Origin of the sequence: Sulfuricurvum sp. RIFCSPLOWO2_12_FULL_43_24, assembly GCF_001829605.1 — a bacterium.
GTDB lineage: Bacteria > Campylobacterota > Campylobacteria > Campylobacterales > Sulfurimonadaceae > Sulfuricurvum.
The window spans coordinates 1-16,142 of sequence record NZ_MIBT01000068.1; the positions used below are offsets into that span (position 1 = coordinate 1).

Genomic DNA, 16,142 nt, shown 5'->3' on the forward strand with positions numbered 1-16,142 from the left:
AGATACACAATCATCCATGTTATTCAGAGGGTGCACATCACCATTATGCACGTATTCACGTAGCGGTTGCCCCGGCGTGTAATATCCAATGTAATTACTGTAATCGTAAATACGACTGTTCCAATGAATCTCGACCGGGGGTAACCTCTGAGCGTCTTAGCCCGGAAGAAGCGGCAAAAAAAGTATTGCTCGTCGGCGGTGAAGTACAGCGTATGAGCGTACTAGGTATCGCAGGTCCGGGAGATGCCCTTGCAAATCCGAAGAAAACCTTTGAGACATTCGGATTGGTTCGTGAATTTGCATCGGATTTAAAACTTTGTCTCTCAACGAATGGTTTGGAATTGCCAAACTTCATCGATGAGATGGTCGAGTACAACATCGACCACATCACCGTCACCATTAACAGTGTTGATGAAACCGGTGAAATCGGAAGTCTAATCTATCCGTGGATCTTCCATAACAACAAACGTATTTATGGAAAAGAGGCCGCGCAAATTCTCCTCGCAAATCAACTCGAAGGGATGAAAAAATGCGTTGAAAAAGGGATCTTGATCAAAGCGAACTCGGTTCTTATCCCGGGTGTCAATGACAAACATCTCCCTGAAGTTTCCAAAAAACTCAAAGAGATCGGTGTTTTCTTGCATAACATCATGCCAATTCTCTCTGAGCCTGAATTCGGTACGGCGTTTGCCCTTGCAGGCGTTCCGAGTGCAACGGATCAGGAACAAATGGCGGTTCAAGAAGCGTGCGGTATGGACATGAAACTCATGCAGCACTGTCGCCAATGTCGCGCCGATGCAGTAGGGCTTATCGGTGAAGACCGTGGAGCTGAGTTTACCAAAGATACCTTTGCAGGGCTTAGTTTCGACGAACTCCAAATCAAATACGATCTTGAAGCGCGTCAAGCGGCTCAGGCGAAAATCGAAGAGTTTAGATTCTTCCTCGATCAGGCCAATGAGCGCGTCCGTAAAGAGAAAGCAGAACTTAGTTCGAATGGCGTGACAATCCTCGTTGCGGTCACTACAGCAGGCGAGGGGATGATTAATCAACACTTCGGAAGCGTTAAAGAGTTTTTGATCTACGAAGCCGGTGATAAAGGGATCCGTTTTATCCATCACCGCAAAGTGGATTATGAGTATTGTGCGGGACCGGACGGTACAAATCCGCTTCAGCCGATCTTGGAAAAACTCAAAGATGTTCAGATGATTCTAACGGCGAAAATCGGTGGTTGCCCGCAGGATGATCTTAAAGCGGCCGGCATCATCGCCGATCAAAGCTACGCGTATGAACCGATTGAAATTTCAGTTCTCAAAGCATCCCGCAAATACTTCGGTATGGATGAAAACGCGGAAGTGAATTAAGAAGGAGCCTATTATGGCACTCATCAACGATACTACACTGCGTGACGGGGAGCAGGCTCCTTATGTCGCGTTCAATACCGAAGAGAAACTTCGCATTGCAACGCTCTTAGACGCGTGCGGTGCGGATGAACTCGAAATCGGTATTGCGGCGATGGGTGTCAAAGAACGCGACGATATCAAAGAACTTTTAGCCTTAGGTCTAAAAGCTCGGATGATGACGTGGAATCGGATGAAGATGGAAGATCTTGACGCTTCACTCTCGTGTGGAGTTAAAGCGGTCGATCTCTCTATCCCTATCTCAGATATTCTTATCGATGTTAAATTCGGCGGCAGTAAAGCGAAAGTCTTAACCGAGCTTGAGCGTGTTGTTACTACAGCTACCAAAGAGGGTTTGTTTGTTTGCATCGGCGGAGAAGACAGTTCACGAGGAAGTCATGAATTTATCCGCGATGTGATGACATTAGCCCGTGAGTGTGGTGCAGGGCGCTTCCGCTATTGCGATACCATCGGTATTATGACCCCGACACAAACCTACAATGAAATCAAATCATTATGTGACTTAGATCTCCTCCCGATTGAAATGCACACCCATAATGATTTTGGTCTTGCTAATGCGAATGCCCTCAGCGGCATTGACGCGGGTGCACTCAGTATGAATACAACGGTTATTGGATTGGGTGAACGGGCGGGTAATGCCTCGTTTGAACAGATTCTCATGACACTCAAACATCTCTACGGTGAGGCACGTTCCATCGATCCTCTCCTCATTCGAAATTTGGTTCATACGGTGGCAAGCGCGGCAAATATGTCGCTAGCCACCAATGCCCCTGTCGTAGGTGAACGGATATTTGCCCACGAAAGCGGCATACACGCAAGCGGGATGATGAAAGATTCCCATGCGTATGAACCCTATGAAGCCGAAGAGGTTGGATTGGAAAGTTCCTTTCCGATCGGAAAACACTCCGGCAGTGCAACCATCCGTTATCACTTGGCACGTATGGGGATTAGTGCTGAGAATGCAATTTTGCGGGATATGCTCCCCAAAATCCGTGAAATCGTCACTTCCCGTAAACGGGTGCTTGAAATTAGTGAGCTAAAATCCCTCTATCAGGACCTGGCATGTATATAGGATGGCTTAAATTCGTAGATGTTCCTGAACTCGTGAAAATTGCCGAAGAGACAGGGTGGTTACTGGATGGATATCATGTCAAACTCATGATGATGCACGCACCCCATTTATGTTATGGGGCGTATGAAGAGGGTGTACTCGTCGGTGCAGTGATGGCCATAGAGTTCGAGACGTCGGCGATGATCAAATACTTTATGGTACGACCGACACATCAAAAGCAGGGGATAGGACGTCGGTTGTTTAATACCCTTTTTGGAGTCCTCAAAGACGAGCACCCCTCGCTGTATCTCCATGCAAACCCTCAGCTTAAAAGCTTTTTTGAACAAAGCGGATTTAAGGCGGTTATGGAAGTAGGGCGTTTTCTCAATGTGGGAAAAGTACCGCCTTTTAATTTTACGAACGCACAGGCCAAAGAACTCGATGGAGGAAATTTCGACGCGATGATCCGTAAAATGGATTTTGAAACCTTCGGTGAAGATCGGATGGCGTTTATGCTTGATGAGATGGAGCGCAACAGTTCACTCAAATTTGCCTTGCCGAACTCATTTCAACACTCCAGTGTCATCAATGCACGCGGCGTTTATTTAGGGCCGTGGCAATGCAGACCCGGGTTTGAAGACGAAGCGGAAAAAATGATGCAGGGCGTTTTGTATTTCAGGGGGCTGAAAAAAGTTCTTGCTGACGTTCCTCTGGGGAATGCTAATGCAGTCGCTTTGTTCGAGAAATACCATTTCCAGCAAAAAGGGATTTTTATACATATGGTTTACGGCGAACCGCGCAACGTCAAGTTTGAAAATATCTACGCTTTTTCATTGTAAGGTATTAACAATGAATCTTCTTGAAACCTGTGTGAACGAAAAATGCAGAGTCTTATCCATAGCATTGGATGAAGCATTAAAAGATCATCTTTGCGCTATGGGGATTTGTCCGAATGCAACGTTGTGTGTAAAGAGGTACGGGCTCTTTAAAAGCAGCGTGCAAGTTCAGATCGGTGAACGAATCGTTGCGTTAGGAAAAGATCAAGCACGCCACATCGAGATACGTGTTGCGTAACTTTAGGTGTGTAACATTAAAAAAAGGAATCTATTATGTCGGAAATGAGCGAACAAGATCATAAAAAAGAGCTGGCAAAACTCAAACGTTTAGCGATAGAAGTTGCCTCAGAGATTCACGATATCGTTGAAGATACGGTTTGGAGCAATCATGTCAAAATGCCCGAATTGGCTGCAAAATTGTACGATGCAGTCGAAAAAGCTAACAGCTACAAAGCAGAACACTCCCTCTAAGGGGTTGGATTATGGCTACGAAAGAAGAAGTCCTCGCATCAGAAATCTGTGAATGTGGCGGTAAGAGTGTAGCCGATGCAATCAAGCTTTTTCAAGAGACGTCACTGCCGTATAAAAAAGCAAAAAAGCTCGTAACTGAGTGTGACAAGAGCTGTTGTCGTGCTGCCCTTCTGAGACTTTTTGATATGGCGTATTTCGGTAAATTTGATTATGACGAGATCGAACGATTGATTCAGCTGCGCCATGATAAGCTGGGCGAACTTTTAGAACGGATGAAAAATGGACGCTAATGTAACGATTCGTTTGGCCTACAGCGAGGATATTCCTGCTATGGCAAAACTTCTGAGTGAACTTTTCGCTCTTGAAGATGATTTTACGATTGATGCAGAGAAGCAATCTCGCGGATTGGAGCTACTCCTCCAAAATTTGCAGAGTGTTGTTTTGGTTGCTGAAATTGACCATTGTGTGGTTGGTATGATTTCTCTTCAGAGAGTAATCTCCACGGCTATGGGAGAGTATGTCGGTATTATTGAAGATGTCGTAGTATCTGAAGCTTATCGTGGATACGGTATCGGGACAAAACTGCTAGAAACGGCAATCGATGAAGCAGAGCAGCGAGAATGGAAACGCTTAGCACTCGGTGTTGATTTGCGAAATACTAAAGCGATTGGTTTTTATCAAAAATACGCTTTTGAAACCAGTCACATGGGGCTAATGTACAAAATAGTGTGAAGGATCGGTTATCTTTTGCTCACGACAACCCTGTTTTTGCCTTCCTCTTTTGCCTGATACATGGCATCATCTGCTTTTTTGACAAATGATTCGATACTCTCAACACCATTGTATTGAGCTACGCCGATACTAACGGTTATTTGACCGACCTCTTTAAACGTCGAGTGCTCGACCTCTTTTTTGAGCCGCTCGGAAAGGGCAATAGTCCCCTCAAAAGGTGTGTCTATTTGTAGGATGACAAACTCTTCACCGCCCCAGCGTGCGAACATATCATTGCTTCTTACTATGCTGCGGACAACTTCGGCAATTTGAATAAGTACATCATCCCCCGCATTGTGTCCGAAGGTATCATTCACTTTTTTGAAATCATCGATATCAAAAAGGATCAGGGAAACTGAAATATTGGCGTCTTGGGCATGTTTAGTCGCTAATTTGAGCCACCGATTGCATTGTAATCGGTTCGCTGCATTGGTCAGCGGATCGGTAGATGCAGCTTTTTCCAGTTCATGTTCAAAGATTATTCGTGTGGTAATATCTTTACCGGTAGAGATAAAATTCGTGAGTTCCTGACGCTTATTTTTCAGCGGGACGATGGTTTTGAACTCATGATAAAGGGTTGCATCTTTTCGTTTATTGGTCAGTACTCCGCGATAGGTCTCCCCTGAAAGGATCGTATCCCATAGATGCTGATAAAAGGAGCTCTGGTGTTCGCCGGATCGGAGTATATTAGGTGTATTGCCGATGACTTCATGCGCTAAATATCCCGATTGCTGTTCAAAAGTACGGTTGACATATTCTATTTTTCCCTCTATATCGGTAATGACTACGGTATCTCCGCTCTCTTCGAGAGCTTTTGAGAGTCTGAGAAGATGAAAGTCGGTTTGGTGTTTAAAGACACGTAAAATCTGTGTAATCGCATAGCTTGCCACAATGGCACACAAGGCGCGGAACAGCTCGACCGGCAACGTTGTGAATGCTTCAAAAGATGATCCGTTCACTATGGATGAGGGGAAAAACGTTCCGGTAGGGACAATGAGGCCTGCGAGGATACCGTATAGAAAAAAAGTGCTTGCAAGGAGATAAGCACATCGTTTCATAGAATCATACACCGATCCTTGTACGAGATAAAATGGATGATAAAATATATATGCAGTCATAAAAATACCGGGAGCGCCGAGGAAGTAGCGAACCATTATATTGATATTTACTAACGTGAAATGGTGAAAACCTATCAGGAAAGCTGCCGAACCTAAAAGAATAAAGAGAAGAGTAATCATCGAAAATGTTTTATTCCAAATAATCCGTAAGGAAAAATAGAAAAGGATGGCATACGAGAGGCTCATCATAATCAAGCCTGCTAGGTCAAGTATCTCTTTAGTTTCTACACTTCCTAATGATTTGAACATGAAAAGCCATTCGGATATACCGTGGAGAATCCCAAATACACCTAAATATTTTAACTCGCGGGTAAATTTGAAAATAGAATTTTCCATCGGGTAGTGGAGGATACTAAAACCAAACAGGAAAAATGCAAGGCCGTAGATAAAATAGATATAGTCGATGAAATTGAGCATCAAACCCCTTCAAGCACAATAGTTTAGAAGAAGCTATTATATTCATTTATTATTTAGAGGCTAATTATACGGGTTGTACAATGCATAGAATTGCGTTATATGCATGCAATAATGCTCTTTTTTTAATTTAACTTTTCTATATTCATATGATAGATAATTTAAGTACAATTTTCAGATCAACTCTATAAAGTCTAGGATAATTATAATGTTACAGATAGCATCAAAGAATCTTAGCCATAAGATTTTAATTGTTGAAGACGATCCAATCATTGCATTGGATTTAAGCCTTGTTGTTGGAGAAATGGGATGTACAGTAGTCGGTATTGCGAATAACTATCAAAATGCCATCAAACTAATGCAATCCGATCCTGCTGATATTTTGTTATGTGACATAAATTTGCAAAGTATTCAAAATGGTATTGATGTAGCTGAAAGTATTTGCCATTCACATAATCCTGCCGTAATTTTTCTGACTGCACTAGATGATAATAAAACTCTTCATTCTGCTGTGAATACTAACCCATGCGGTTATTTACTGAAACCATACCGCTACCGTGAGCTTCATGCCCTCATAGAGATAGCAAAGCGCCGAACTTTAGAGAACAAACCTTTGCTTGTAGCATTGCCTTTCCCTTTAGGGGGAGGGTATCATTTTGATCTTGAGAATGGAATATTAACAAAAGAGGATCAGCCGAATATTGTTCTCACTGTTAATGAATACAAGCTCATTTCGTTTCTTATGGAAAATCGCCATAAAATTGTCCCTTTCGAAGTGATTGAACATCATATTTGGGCAACAAAACCAACAGCCGAAAGTGCTCGTCGTACTCTTTTTTATCGACTTCATGCAAAGTTAGATACACCTATCATAACTGTTCTCTATTCTCGTGGATGTTATCTAACGCAGTACCCTCCTAGCCGTATTTAATCAAACTTATTTCTATCGTGACGCGGATGTGACGACACTAATTCTATAATCTAATTTTTATTAGATACAGGAGGTGTGTATGGAACGTTATCTGAGTGAAAATGATTTTATTGTCTCCAAAACGGATACCAGTGGTCGTATTACATACGGAAATAGGATTTTTCTAGAGCTAGCCGAATTCACTGAAGAGGAGCTGATCGGGCAGCCACACAGTATTCTCCGTCATCCTGATATGCCTAAAGCAATTTTTCAGTTACTCTGGGAACGAGTCAAACGAAAAGAGGAAATATTTGCCTATGTTGTCAATCGTACGAAAAATGGGAATCACTACTGGGTATATGCCAACGTAACGGCTTCCCCTGATGAATCGGATCAAGTTTTAGGTTATTACTCTGTACGCCGGCGACCTAATCCGTCAGCCTTGGAAATTATTAAACCTCTTTATAAACGTATGATTGAAGCTGAACGTTATGGCGGTATCAGCGCCGGGACGGCAGTTCTACATAAACATTTACACGAAGAAGGGATCAGTTATGACGAGTATATCATCGGTATTCAACAATAAGCTGGTTACTTTTTTTAGTTCTGTTCTCCTTCTCATTATCATCGTGAGTATTGGAGTTGGAGATTATATCGATGCGGTGATCTCTGCTGTCGCGATGATTATCGGATTTTTGATCTCATTCAGAGCACCGCGACGGATAGAGCATTTAGATGCAAAGGTACTAGAAGTCCTGCAATATGCTGCGGATGGGAAGCTGGAACATCGCATTACCGGTATCAAATCGCCTTCTGGTGAGCAAGAAACCCTTTGTTGGGCGGTAAATAATGTGCTTGATCAAATTGAAGCATTTATGCGTGATACAAAAACGGCAATCGAGTCTGCTGCGGATGGGCACATTTATCGTATGCCAAATTCGGCAGGATTGTACGGAATGCTTTTTGTTACATCTAAGCATCTTCGTGATGCTGTTTACTCCGTTGCGGCAAATTATGATACGAAAGTCCGATGGAGTCTTTCAGAAGGATCCAGAGAACTTGGCGGAGGAGTGCAAGAGGGACTGAGACTGATTCAAGTAGAACTTAAAAAAAGTGAAGATGAGTCTGAAAATATCGTAGCGACATCTACACAAACGGCTCAACAATCTGAAAGCAGTTTACACAGTGTCATCAGTACAGGAAAGCAGCTTGTCCATTTAACTGAGTTAATCGCAAACTCTCATAATGGTATGGTATCTCTAGGCGAAGATGTACGGGGGATTTCGGAAGTGATCGGATTGATCAAAGATATCGCTTATCAGACCAATCTTCTCGCGCTCAATGCTGCGATTGAGGCAGCGCGTGCAGGTGAGCATGGGCGAGGTTTTGCGGTTGTAGCGGACGAAGTGCGAAAGCTGGCAGAACGTACTCAAAAAGCGACTCATGAGATCGAAATCAGTATCCAAACACTCCAGCAGGAAACGGGAAATATTTTGGATAACTCCGAAGAGATTTCTAAGATTGCCCAGTCGTCATCAAAAGTCATTGAAGATTTTGAACGGACTTTTATCGGCTTTGCAGAGATTGCGAAAGAATCAGCAACTATTGCGGTCGACATTCAAAACCGACTCTTTATGACGCAAGCAAAAGTGGGTCATATTGTCTTCAAGTCACGAGCCTATACCTCAGTTTTGAGTGGAAATCATGATTTTGAATTTGTCGATCATCTCCATTGTACTTTAGGTAAATGGTATGCGTCTGCCGGAAAGGAGCGTTTTGGGAAAACCAAAACCTATGCTTTGTTGGAAAAACCGCATAAACTCCTACACGATCAGGTAAAAGCAAACCTCGATTTTGTCCAAGCCGGTACAACAATGAAAGGCAATAATCCCGAAACAATCAAAGTTAATTTTGAGCATATGGAAGAAGCATCTCATGAACTCTTTATTCTTATGGATACGATGTTAGCTGAAACTAGAGATAAAAGGATATAAAATAAACAATTTCTGTGTTATAGTAAAAAGAGAAGGAAAAGAATATGCCTATCTTTAACGAGTTTTCATGCCGTCATTATCTACCTGAAGCGATGATGATCATTGATATGATGGAAGGGAAGATAGTATTTGCCAATGATTGGCTCCATCAGATGCTTGGCTATAAAGCACCTGAGCTGATAGGAGAAAAAATCACAGCTATTGATATTCATATAAATGGGACCCTTTCTTGGCAGACCTATTCTACAACACTCAAAAGAAACGGGAGAATTTCGACTCAAAGCCTCTATCGCAAACAAGACAAAAATTTGATTCCCGTTGAAATTGCTTCCCTCTATTGCAATGAGGGGGGAGAGTTTATTGTCAGTATTATCCATGACATTTCACAATATACGGAAGAAACGGAAAAAATCTCTATTTCGCTCCAAGAAAAAGAGCATCTTCTCAGAGAAATTCATCATCGTGTCAAAAATAATCTTCAAACCATCTCTAGTCTCCTTTCATTGGGGCGTAAAAAAATTACCGATCAAGCTGTTGCTGATGTGCTTCAAGAGAGCCAAAATCGGATACATGCTATTGCAACTGTTCATGAGCTTCTCTATAAATCGGATAAAGCGGGACGTGTAGATATGTCCTACTATCTCAAACAGCTCATTAATGCCCTCAGTGATTCGTTTGGACTTCTTTCTCATGAGATAGAGATTCGTTTTGAGATCGAACCGCTCTATTTTCTGATGGATACGGCAATGCCGTGCGGGCTGATCGTCAATGAACTGGTTACGAATGCTATTCAGCATGCATTTGATGAGACAATTTCAAAAAAAGTGATCCAAATTACATTGCGGAGTAATAGTCCAGAAATGGCTATTCTCACAATTTCAGACAATGGAATCGGTCTGCCTATGGTTTCTGCAGATGAGAGTAAAACCGTAGGACTAAAATTGGTCAATATTTTGACAAAACAGTTGGATGGAACTTTTCACATTAAAAGAGAACATGGAACGGTGTTTGAATTTATATTTAATGCCCCGGATATGATAAAAAGAGTTAATAATGGCTAAAAAAATATTAATCGTAGAAGATGAGGGAGTTGTTGCCCTTGATCTGCAAGATAGACTTGAACAGCAAGGGTACGAAGTTGTAGGTATTGCCGATACGGCCAAAGAAGCTATTCGTCTGAGTGCAAAAAATAGCCCGGATTTGGTTTTGATGGATATTGTGATCAAAGGGGATCGGGATGGGATCGATACGGCACGTCAAATCTATGATTTATTTAAAATTCCAGTTGTTTTTTTAACGGCGTATGCCGATGAAAAAACACTCGCCAGAGCTAAAAAGTCTCATCCGCACGGATATATAGTAAAACCGTTTAACGTTACAACATTGCGCAGTAATATCGAAATGGCATTACATCGTCATGATGTCGATCAAGCTTTGGAAAAATGCTATTCGACAACACTCTCTAGCATAGGTGATGCGGTCATCTCTTTTGATCATGAGGGGAAAATCCGTTATATGAATGCGATGGCAGAAGCTCTCACCGGATATAAATCCAAAGAAGCGCTCAAGCGTAAAATTTCTACTATCATGCTGTTATCCAATCCTAATATGGATGAGGGCAAATTAATCGATCCAATTGATTTACTCGATCATGAGCAGTTTTTATCGTTGCCAAACGGCTTTGAAATACGGACAAAATTTGATCTTTACATCCCTGTCGCAATCAATATTATTCCGATCAATAATAAAGCCGAAGCAGAAGCAGGAATTGTTATCTTTTCGGATAAACGAGAGCATTTAGTACAAGAACGTCAGGCAAAAATGGCGGAAAAACTTTTTGATAATAGTGTTGAGGGGATTGTATTAACCGATAAAGAGCTTAATATTTTGCAGGTTAACAAAACCTTTACTGAAGTGACCGGTTATGATGCCAATGAGGTCATGGGACAAAACCCTTCTTTTTTACAATCCGGTCAGCATGATCGCGATTTTTACAATGATATGTGGTCGACACTCAAGCGCAGTGGAATGTGGCAGGGACAAATCTACAATAAACGCAAAAATGGTGAAATTTATGCTGAATGGCTGAGCATCTACGGCATAAAAAACAAAAACGGCGATCTTATCAATTATATCGGTCTCTTCAGTGATCTAACCGAAAAACATATGACTCAGGAACACATACATCGGCTCGCCCATTATGATGCGCTCACCGGATTGCCGAATCGTTTATTGTTTATGGAGCGCTTACGTCAAAGTATCATATCGGCACGTCGTAAAGATATGCCGATAGCCCTCTTTTTTATCGATTTGGATGGATTTAAAAAGATCAATGATACTTTAGGTCATGATGCAGGAGATCTCCTTCTGCAAGAAGTGGCTACCCGTTTGGGTAAATATATGCGGGAAAGCGATACGGTATCCAGACTGGGAGGGGATGAATTCACCGTTATTATCGAAGGTTACAATCAAATCAGCGATCTCATTACCGTGGTCAAAAAAATCCTAAAAGAGCTATCATCCCCAGTACAAATCGGAGAACGAAAAGTCTATGTAACTGCCAGTATCGGGATTAGTACGTATCCAACAGATGGAGATAATATTCAAGATTTGGTTAAAAATGCTGATACCGCGATGTATGCGGCAAAGGATAAAGGTAAAAATCGATACGAATTTTATGATTATGAAATGAATCGTAAAAATTTGGAGCGGTTAACATTAGAGTCATGCATCCATCGAGCGTATGAACAGCAACAATTTATGATTCATTATCAGCCTAAAATTGACATGAGAGATGGTAGTGTGTGCGGAGCTGAAGCACTGATACGGTGGAATCACTCTCAAGAGGTAGGGTATGTTCCCCCAGAACATTTTATCCCGTTGGCTGAAGAGACGGGGATGATCATCCCTATAGGCGAATGGCTAATCCGAAAAGTATGTGAAGATATGAATAGTTGGCGTGATCAAGGGCAACCGTTATTCCCGATGTCAATCAATTTGTCCGCAATACAATTTCGAGATAAAAATTTGATAAAAATCATAGATACCATTCTCCGACAGACAAACATTGATCCGAAATACATCGATATGGAACTGACCGAAGGGATGCTAATGGACGATGTCCAAACGTCTATTGCTATGATGAATCAATTGAAAGCGTTGGGGCTCTCACTCTCTATTGATGATTTTGGCACAGGGTATTCATCCCTTAAATATCTTAAACAGTTTCCGATCGATACGCTGAAAATTGATAAATCGTTTATTGATGGAGTTCCTAATGACTCTAGTGATTGTGCAATTGTAAAAACCGTCATCGAGTTAGCTCATAATTTAAATATGAGTCTTGTAGCGGAAGGGATTGAAAAGCCAGAGCAAGCTGATTTCTTAGTTGCAAATGGATGCGCAGTTGCTCAAGGCTTTTTATACTCTAAAGCAGTTGATGCAGAAAGATTTTTAATCTATTTAGAGGATGCTCCATATCAATGAATCTTAAATGGATCACCCTCTCCCTCGTGTTCCATAATAATAAGCCTCTTCATCATTATTAGACGGTTCAGGGATTTTGAGCTCACACGGTGCTGGAACTTCTACATTTGTAAATCCGGCAATGAGATCAAATTTCTCTTCCCCCAAACTCATGAGTTGACTCTCTAAAATACGTAGTTTATGTTTGAGCTTGTCCGAGAGGGTAATGATCTCTTCATAATAGCGTAGAGAGAGCTCGATTTCGTATTCGCTTGCTTTGCTCTTTGATCCTAATAAACCACTAATAAGGGTTTTCTTTTTTTGTCCATAATAGATAGGGTATATCTTCATGTATTTATCATGCAATGTTAGTAGTAATTCTTCGATCTCTTCGAGAACCATTCGAGAAGTTCCTAGACTAAAGAGCATCGCTTCATCGTAAAACCATTTTCCAAACTGGGAATCGGTTGGGCTGAGAGCAATGGCATCAGGAGATGTCTCAATACCCGAAACGAGAAGTTTAATCGCATTGACCCAGCGAATATGAGTTGTCCGCGCTTGATGGAGATTGTGGATCGATTTTTCTTTATTCGTCATAAACCATCCCTTTTTCATGGAAGTGTAACGGCTTGGAATAATTTTCGATCATGTTGATCGCTTATTTTTTAATCAAATGAATGAAAAAGGTGTTTATGAGACCCCTGCAAAACCTATTCCTACAAATTTGTCTTCAAAATGCCATTTTGTCGCTATGTTAAGTCAATTGTCGCAAAAAACCATAGAACACCCCTTGCATCAACCTAAGTGAAGTTCAAAAATAAGGGGATAACATGGCTGGAGCAGCTAGCTTGCGACAAATCGCGTTCTACGGAAAAGGTGGGATCGGTAAATCTACTACATCTCAAAATACATTGGCAGCAATGTCACACTATTTCGATAAAAATATTATGATCGTTGGATGTGATCCAAAAGCGGATTCAACTCGTTTGATTCTTCACGAGAAAGCACAAGATACTATTCTTTCTCTTGCAGCAGAATACGGCACTATCGAAGATGTTGAGATGGAACAAGCTCGTCTTTGGGGTAAAGGCTTATTTGATAAAGAAACTCCGGGTGGTTGGATCAACTGCACAGAGTCAGGCGGACCAGAGCCAGGAGTAGGTTGTGCAGGTCGCGGTGTTATTACAGCGATTAACTTCCTCGAAGAAGAGGGTGCTTACGATGAAGAGGGACTTGATTTCGTTTCTTATGACGTTCTTGGTGACGTTGTTTGCGGCGGATTTGCAATGCCGATTCGTGAAGGTAAAGCACAAGAAATTTACATCGTAATGTCAGGCGAAATGATGGCGATGTACGCGGCGAACAACATCTCTAAAGGGATTTTGAAATACGCAAACACTGGTGGAGTTCGTCTTGCCGGTCTTGTTTGTAACGCTCGTATGACAGATAAAGAGTACGATTTGGCACTTGAGCTTGCTCAACGCCTTGGAACACAATTGATCCACTTCGTACCACGTAACAATATCGTTCAGCATGCTGAACTTCGTCGTATGACGGTTGTTGAATACAGCCCATATTCTGACCAAGCTCGCGAATACAAAGAGCTTGCTCGTAAAATCGTTTACAACGATATGAAAATCATCCCTACTCCAATCAGTATGGATGAGCTTGAAGACTTGCTCCTTGCATTCGGTCTCGAAGACGAAGTTGATGAGTCACAAGTTGGTAAAGCTGCGCACGAAGCGTAATGCATTAGGTTCCTCTTTTGAGGAATCTTCTATGGCTGTCATGTAAATGACAAATAACATCTTGTTAATAATGAAAAGAAAACAACAGAAAAAGGAGATTAGATGTTTGTATTAGGTTTTCACTTCCCAGCTTCAATGGGGAATATCATTCCAGACGAATTAGTGGTAGAAAAATTGGCTGACGTAGATGTCAGTGACGTTAAAGAGATCAAACTTTTGATGGGTACTAAAGATAAAGATAAAGAGTGGTTGAGCTACACAAACAAAGATACATTTTTGTTTAAAGCTATGGTTCACTACTTCAAAGAAGAGAACCCTGATAAAGCACAAAAATACATGATCTACATGAACCGTTACCAAATGTCTGCTATCTCTAAACGTTTAGATGTAGCTGATGATGAGACAATGAAATTGTGTCATAACTTAGATTCGATGGAACAATTCCGTATCGAAGTCGCGTAAGGAAGGGGTGTATTATGGGTCCAGAAACACTAGAAGCTAAACAAAAAGCGGCCATTGAAGAGATCTTAAAAGCGTATCCTGAGAAAGCGGCGAAAAACCGTGAAAAACATCTCGGTGTCGGATCTCCAAATGATGAAAATCAAAAAACCTGCGGTGATGTCCGCTCAAATAAAAAAACCGTTCCGGGTGTTATGAGTCAACGTGGTTGTGCTTATGCAGGATCTAAAGGGGTTGTATGGGGTCCTGTCAAAGACATGATTCACATCTCTCACGGTCCTATCGGATGCGGTCAATACAGCCGTGCAGGTCGTCGTAACTATTACATCGGTGTAACCGGTGTCGATACATTCGTTACAATGAACTTCTGTTCGGATTTCCAAGAAAACAACATCGTTTTCGGTGGAGATAAAAAATTGGGTAAATGTATCGATGAAATCGAAGAACTTTTCCCACTTAATAACGGTATCACTGTACAATCAGAGTGTCCGATCGGTTTGATCGGGGATGATATCGGTGCGGTTGCAAAAACCAAAGCTAATGAGCTTAACAAAACAATCGTACCGGTTAACTGTGAAGGTTTCCGTGGGGTATCTCAATCATTGGGTCACCACATCGCAAATGACACGGTTCGCGACTATATCTTTGATGCAGAAGTTAATGTAAGAACGGATGATGTTGAAGTAACTGAATATGACGTTGCGATCATCGGTGACTATAACATCGGTGGTGATGCATGGTCAAGCCGTATCCTTTTGGAAGAGATGGGCCTTCGTGTTGTTGCACAATGGTCAGGAGATGCGACTCTTAAAGAGATGGCATTGACTCCTAAAGTGAAATTGAACTTGCTTCACTGCTACCGTTCAATGAACTACATCAGCCGTCACATGGAAAAAGAGTTCGGGATTCCTTGGATCGAGTATAACTTCTTCGGACCAAGTCAAACGATCAAATCTCTTCGCAAAATCGCTGCTTTCTTCGATGAAAGTATCCAAGCTAAATGTGAAGAAGTTATCGCTAAATATCAACCGATGATCGATGCGGTTATCGCAAAATACAAACCTCGTTTAGAGGGTAAAACGGTTATGTTGTTCGTCGGCGGTCTTCGTCCTCGTCACGTTATCGGTGCTTACGAAGATTTAGGTATGGAAGTAATCGGAACCGGTTATGAGTTCGCTCATGATGATGACTACAAACGTACCAAAGAAGAGATTTTCCGCTCGACTGTTATCTACGATGACGTCAACGAGTATGAGCTTGAAGCATTCGTTAAAAAACTTCAACCTGACCTTGTAGCTTCAGGGATCAAAGAGAAGTATGTATTCCAAAAAATGGGTCTCCCATATCGCCAAATGCACTCATGGGATTACAGCGGACCTTACCACGGGTACGACGGATTCGCGATTTTCGCACAAGATATGGATTTAGCAATTAATTCACCAGTATGGGCGCACTCAAAAGCACCATGGGAAAAGGAAGGTTGAGAC

At 41.8% G+C, this 16,142-nt stretch carries 17 protein-coding genes; 15 read left to right on the top strand and 2 right to left on the bottom strand.

Annotated elements, in window-relative coordinates:
* Positions 1–2 precede the first annotated feature (2 nt).
* The 7 genes from nifB to A3G19_RS06690 are packed head-to-tail and all read left to right on the top strand — an operon-like array spanning position 3 to position 4,508.
* Complete coding sequence (gene nifB / locus A3G19_RS06660; RefSeq protein WP_294871425.1) at positions 3–1,361, top strand: nitrogenase cofactor biosynthesis protein NifB; 1,359 nt, start codon at positions 3–5, stop codon at positions 1,359–1,361.
* A 13-nt stretch (positions 1,362–1,374) separates the two neighbouring features.
* Entirely contained in the window at positions 1,375–2,490 is a 1,116-nt protein-coding gene (gene nifV / locus A3G19_RS06665; RefSeq protein ID WP_015653754.1) for a homocitrate synthase, read from the top strand.
* On the top strand, positions 2,481–3,308 hold the full coding sequence (locus tag A3G19_RS06670; RefSeq protein ID WP_294871428.1) for a GNAT family N-acetyltransferase: 828 nt from the start codon (positions 2,481–2,483) through the stop codon (positions 3,306–3,308). Before nifV ends, A3G19_RS06670 begins: the two co-directional genes overlap by 10 nt.
* A 10-nt stretch (positions 3,309–3,318) precedes the next feature.
* Positions 3,319–3,543: a FeoA family protein gene (locus A3G19_RS06675; RefSeq protein WP_294871430.1), complete on the top strand. Its 225-nt coding sequence runs from the start codon at positions 3,319–3,321 to the stop codon at positions 3,541–3,543.
* 35 nt (positions 3,544–3,578) lie between these two features.
* Positions 3,579–3,776 (top strand): CCE_0567 family metalloprotein, encoded by a 198-nt coding sequence (locus A3G19_RS06680; RefSeq protein ID WP_294871433.1) that lies wholly within the window; start codon positions 3,579–3,581, stop codon positions 3,774–3,776.
* A gap of 11 nt (positions 3,777–3,787) precedes the next feature.
* Positions 3,788–4,066: a hypothetical protein gene (locus tag A3G19_RS06685; protein ID WP_294871437.1), complete on the top strand. Its 279-nt coding sequence runs from the start codon at positions 3,788–3,790 to the stop codon at positions 4,064–4,066.
* Positions 4,056–4,508 (top strand): GNAT family N-acetyltransferase, encoded by a 453-nt coding sequence (locus A3G19_RS06690; protein ID WP_294871440.1) that lies wholly within the window; start codon positions 4,056–4,058, stop codon positions 4,506–4,508. The genes A3G19_RS06685 and A3G19_RS06690 overlap by 11 nt, the downstream gene beginning before the upstream one ends.
* Before the next feature lie 8 nt (positions 4,509–4,516).
* On the opposite strand, the gene A3G19_RS06695 is transcribed toward A3G19_RS06690, so the two are convergent.
* The gene (locus tag A3G19_RS06695) at positions 4,517–6,082 is read right to left on the bottom strand and encodes a diguanylate cyclase (RefSeq protein WP_294871443.1); all 1,566 of its coding nucleotides are present in this window, start codon (positions 6,080–6,082) and stop codon (positions 4,517–4,519) included.
* Between the two features lie 205 nt (positions 6,083–6,287).
* On the opposite strand from A3G19_RS06695, the gene A3G19_RS06700 reads away from it, so the two are divergent.
* The 5 genes from A3G19_RS06700 to A3G19_RS06720 all read left to right on the top strand — a co-directional run bounded on the left by A3G19_RS06700 (position 6,288) and on the right by A3G19_RS06720 (position 12,469).
* Positions 6,288–7,010: a response regulator gene (locus tag A3G19_RS06700; RefSeq protein ID WP_294871446.1), complete on the top strand. Its 723-nt coding sequence runs from the start codon at positions 6,288–6,290 to the stop codon at positions 7,008–7,010.
* Between the two features lie 79 nt (positions 7,011–7,089).
* The gene (locus A3G19_RS06705) at positions 7,090–7,575 is read left to right on the top strand and encodes a PAS domain-containing protein (RefSeq protein ID WP_294871448.1); all 486 of its coding nucleotides are present in this window, start codon (positions 7,090–7,092) and stop codon (positions 7,573–7,575) included.
* Positions 7,544–8,983, top strand: a complete 1,440-nt coding sequence (locus A3G19_RS06710) for a methyl-accepting chemotaxis protein (RefSeq protein ID WP_294871451.1) — start codon at positions 7,544–7,546, stop codon at positions 8,981–8,983. The genes A3G19_RS06705 and A3G19_RS06710 overlap by 32 nt, the downstream gene beginning before the upstream one ends.
* A gap of 44 nt (positions 8,984–9,027) precedes the next feature.
* Positions 9,028–10,044: a histidine kinase dimerization/phosphoacceptor domain -containing protein gene (locus tag A3G19_RS06715; RefSeq protein WP_294871454.1), complete on the top strand. Its 1,017-nt coding sequence runs from the start codon at positions 9,028–9,030 to the stop codon at positions 10,042–10,044.
* On the top strand, positions 10,037–12,469 hold the full coding sequence (locus tag A3G19_RS06720) for an EAL domain-containing protein (protein WP_294871457.1): 2,433 nt from the start codon (positions 10,037–10,039) through the stop codon (positions 12,467–12,469). The genes A3G19_RS06715 and A3G19_RS06720 overlap by 8 nt, the downstream gene beginning before the upstream one ends.
* A gap of 12 nt (positions 12,470–12,481) precedes the next feature.
* On the opposite strand, the gene A3G19_RS06725 is transcribed toward A3G19_RS06720, so the two are convergent.
* Positions 12,482–13,045, bottom strand: a complete 564-nt coding sequence (locus A3G19_RS06725) for a CZB domain-containing protein (RefSeq protein ID WP_294871459.1) — start codon at positions 13,043–13,045, stop codon at positions 12,482–12,484.
* 233 nt (positions 13,046–13,278) lie between these two features.
* Between A3G19_RS06725 and nifH the strand changes: the two genes are divergently transcribed.
* The 3 genes from nifH (at position 13,279) to nifD (ending at position 16,139) form a co-directional block, all read left to right on the top strand.
* Positions 13,279–14,196: a nitrogenase iron protein gene (nifH, locus tag A3G19_RS06730; protein WP_041192420.1), complete on the top strand. Its 918-nt coding sequence runs from the start codon at positions 13,279–13,281 to the stop codon at positions 14,194–14,196.
* Positions 14,197–14,298: 102 nt separating this feature from the next.
* The gene (locus tag A3G19_RS06735; RefSeq protein WP_015653744.1) at positions 14,299–14,658 is read left to right on the top strand and encodes a hypothetical protein; all 360 of its coding nucleotides are present in this window, start codon (positions 14,299–14,301) and stop codon (positions 14,656–14,658) included.
* A 14-nt stretch (positions 14,659–14,672) separates the two neighbouring features.
* The gene (nifD, locus tag A3G19_RS06740; protein ID WP_294871461.1) at positions 14,673–16,139 is read left to right on the top strand and encodes a nitrogenase molybdenum-iron protein alpha chain; all 1,467 of its coding nucleotides are present in this window, start codon (positions 14,673–14,675) and stop codon (positions 16,137–16,139) included.
* Positions 16,140–16,142: the final 3 nt, after the last annotated feature.

Excerpts from the sequence above, each read along its gene's own strand:
- nifV (WP_015653754.1), top strand. The coding sequence starts at position 1,375 with ATGGCACTCATCAACGATACTACACTGCGTGACGGGGAGCAGGCTCCT.
- A3G19_RS06670 (WP_294871428.1), top strand. The coding sequence starts at position 2,481 with ATGTATATAGGATGGCTTAAATTCGTAGATGTTCCTGAACTCGTGAAA.
- A3G19_RS06675 (WP_294871430.1), top strand. The coding sequence starts at position 3,319 with ATGAATCTTCTTGAAACCTGTGTGAACGAAAAATGCAGAGTCTTATCC.
- A3G19_RS06680 (WP_294871433.1), top strand. The coding sequence starts at position 3,579 with ATGTCGGAAATGAGCGAACAAGATCATAAAAAAGAGCTGGCAAAACTC.
- A3G19_RS06685 (WP_294871437.1), top strand. The coding sequence starts at position 3,788 with ATGGCTACGAAAGAAGAAGTCCTCGCATCAGAAATCTGTGAATGTGGC.
- A3G19_RS06690 (WP_294871440.1), top strand. The coding sequence starts at position 4,056 with ATGGACGCTAATGTAACGATTCGTTTGGCCTACAGCGAGGATATTCCT.
- A3G19_RS06695 (WP_294871443.1), bottom strand. The coding sequence starts at position 6,082 with ATGCTCAATTTCATCGACTATATCTATTTTATCTACGGCCTTGCATTT.
- A3G19_RS06700 (WP_294871446.1), top strand. The coding sequence starts at position 6,288 with ATGTTACAGATAGCATCAAAGAATCTTAGCCATAAGATTTTAATTGTT.
- A3G19_RS06705 (WP_294871448.1), top strand. The coding sequence starts at position 7,090 with ATGGAACGTTATCTGAGTGAAAATGATTTTATTGTCTCCAAAACGGAT.
- A3G19_RS06710 (WP_294871451.1), top strand. The coding sequence starts at position 7,544 with ATGACGAGTATATCATCGGTATTCAACAATAAGCTGGTTACTTTTTTT.
- A3G19_RS06715 (WP_294871454.1), top strand. The coding sequence starts at position 9,028 with ATGCCTATCTTTAACGAGTTTTCATGCCGTCATTATCTACCTGAAGCG.
- A3G19_RS06720 (WP_294871457.1), top strand. The coding sequence starts at position 10,037 with ATGGCTAAAAAAATATTAATCGTAGAAGATGAGGGAGTTGTTGCCCTT.
- A3G19_RS06725 (WP_294871459.1), bottom strand. The coding sequence starts at position 13,045 with ATGACGAATAAAGAAAAATCGATCCACAATCTCCATCAAGCGCGGACA.
- nifH (WP_041192420.1), top strand. The coding sequence starts at position 13,279 with ATGGCTGGAGCAGCTAGCTTGCGACAAATCGCGTTCTACGGAAAAGGT.
- A3G19_RS06735 (WP_015653744.1), top strand. The coding sequence starts at position 14,299 with ATGTTTGTATTAGGTTTTCACTTCCCAGCTTCAATGGGGAATATCATT.
- nifD (WP_294871461.1), top strand. The coding sequence starts at position 14,673 with ATGGGTCCAGAAACACTAGAAGCTAAACAAAAAGCGGCCATTGAAGAG.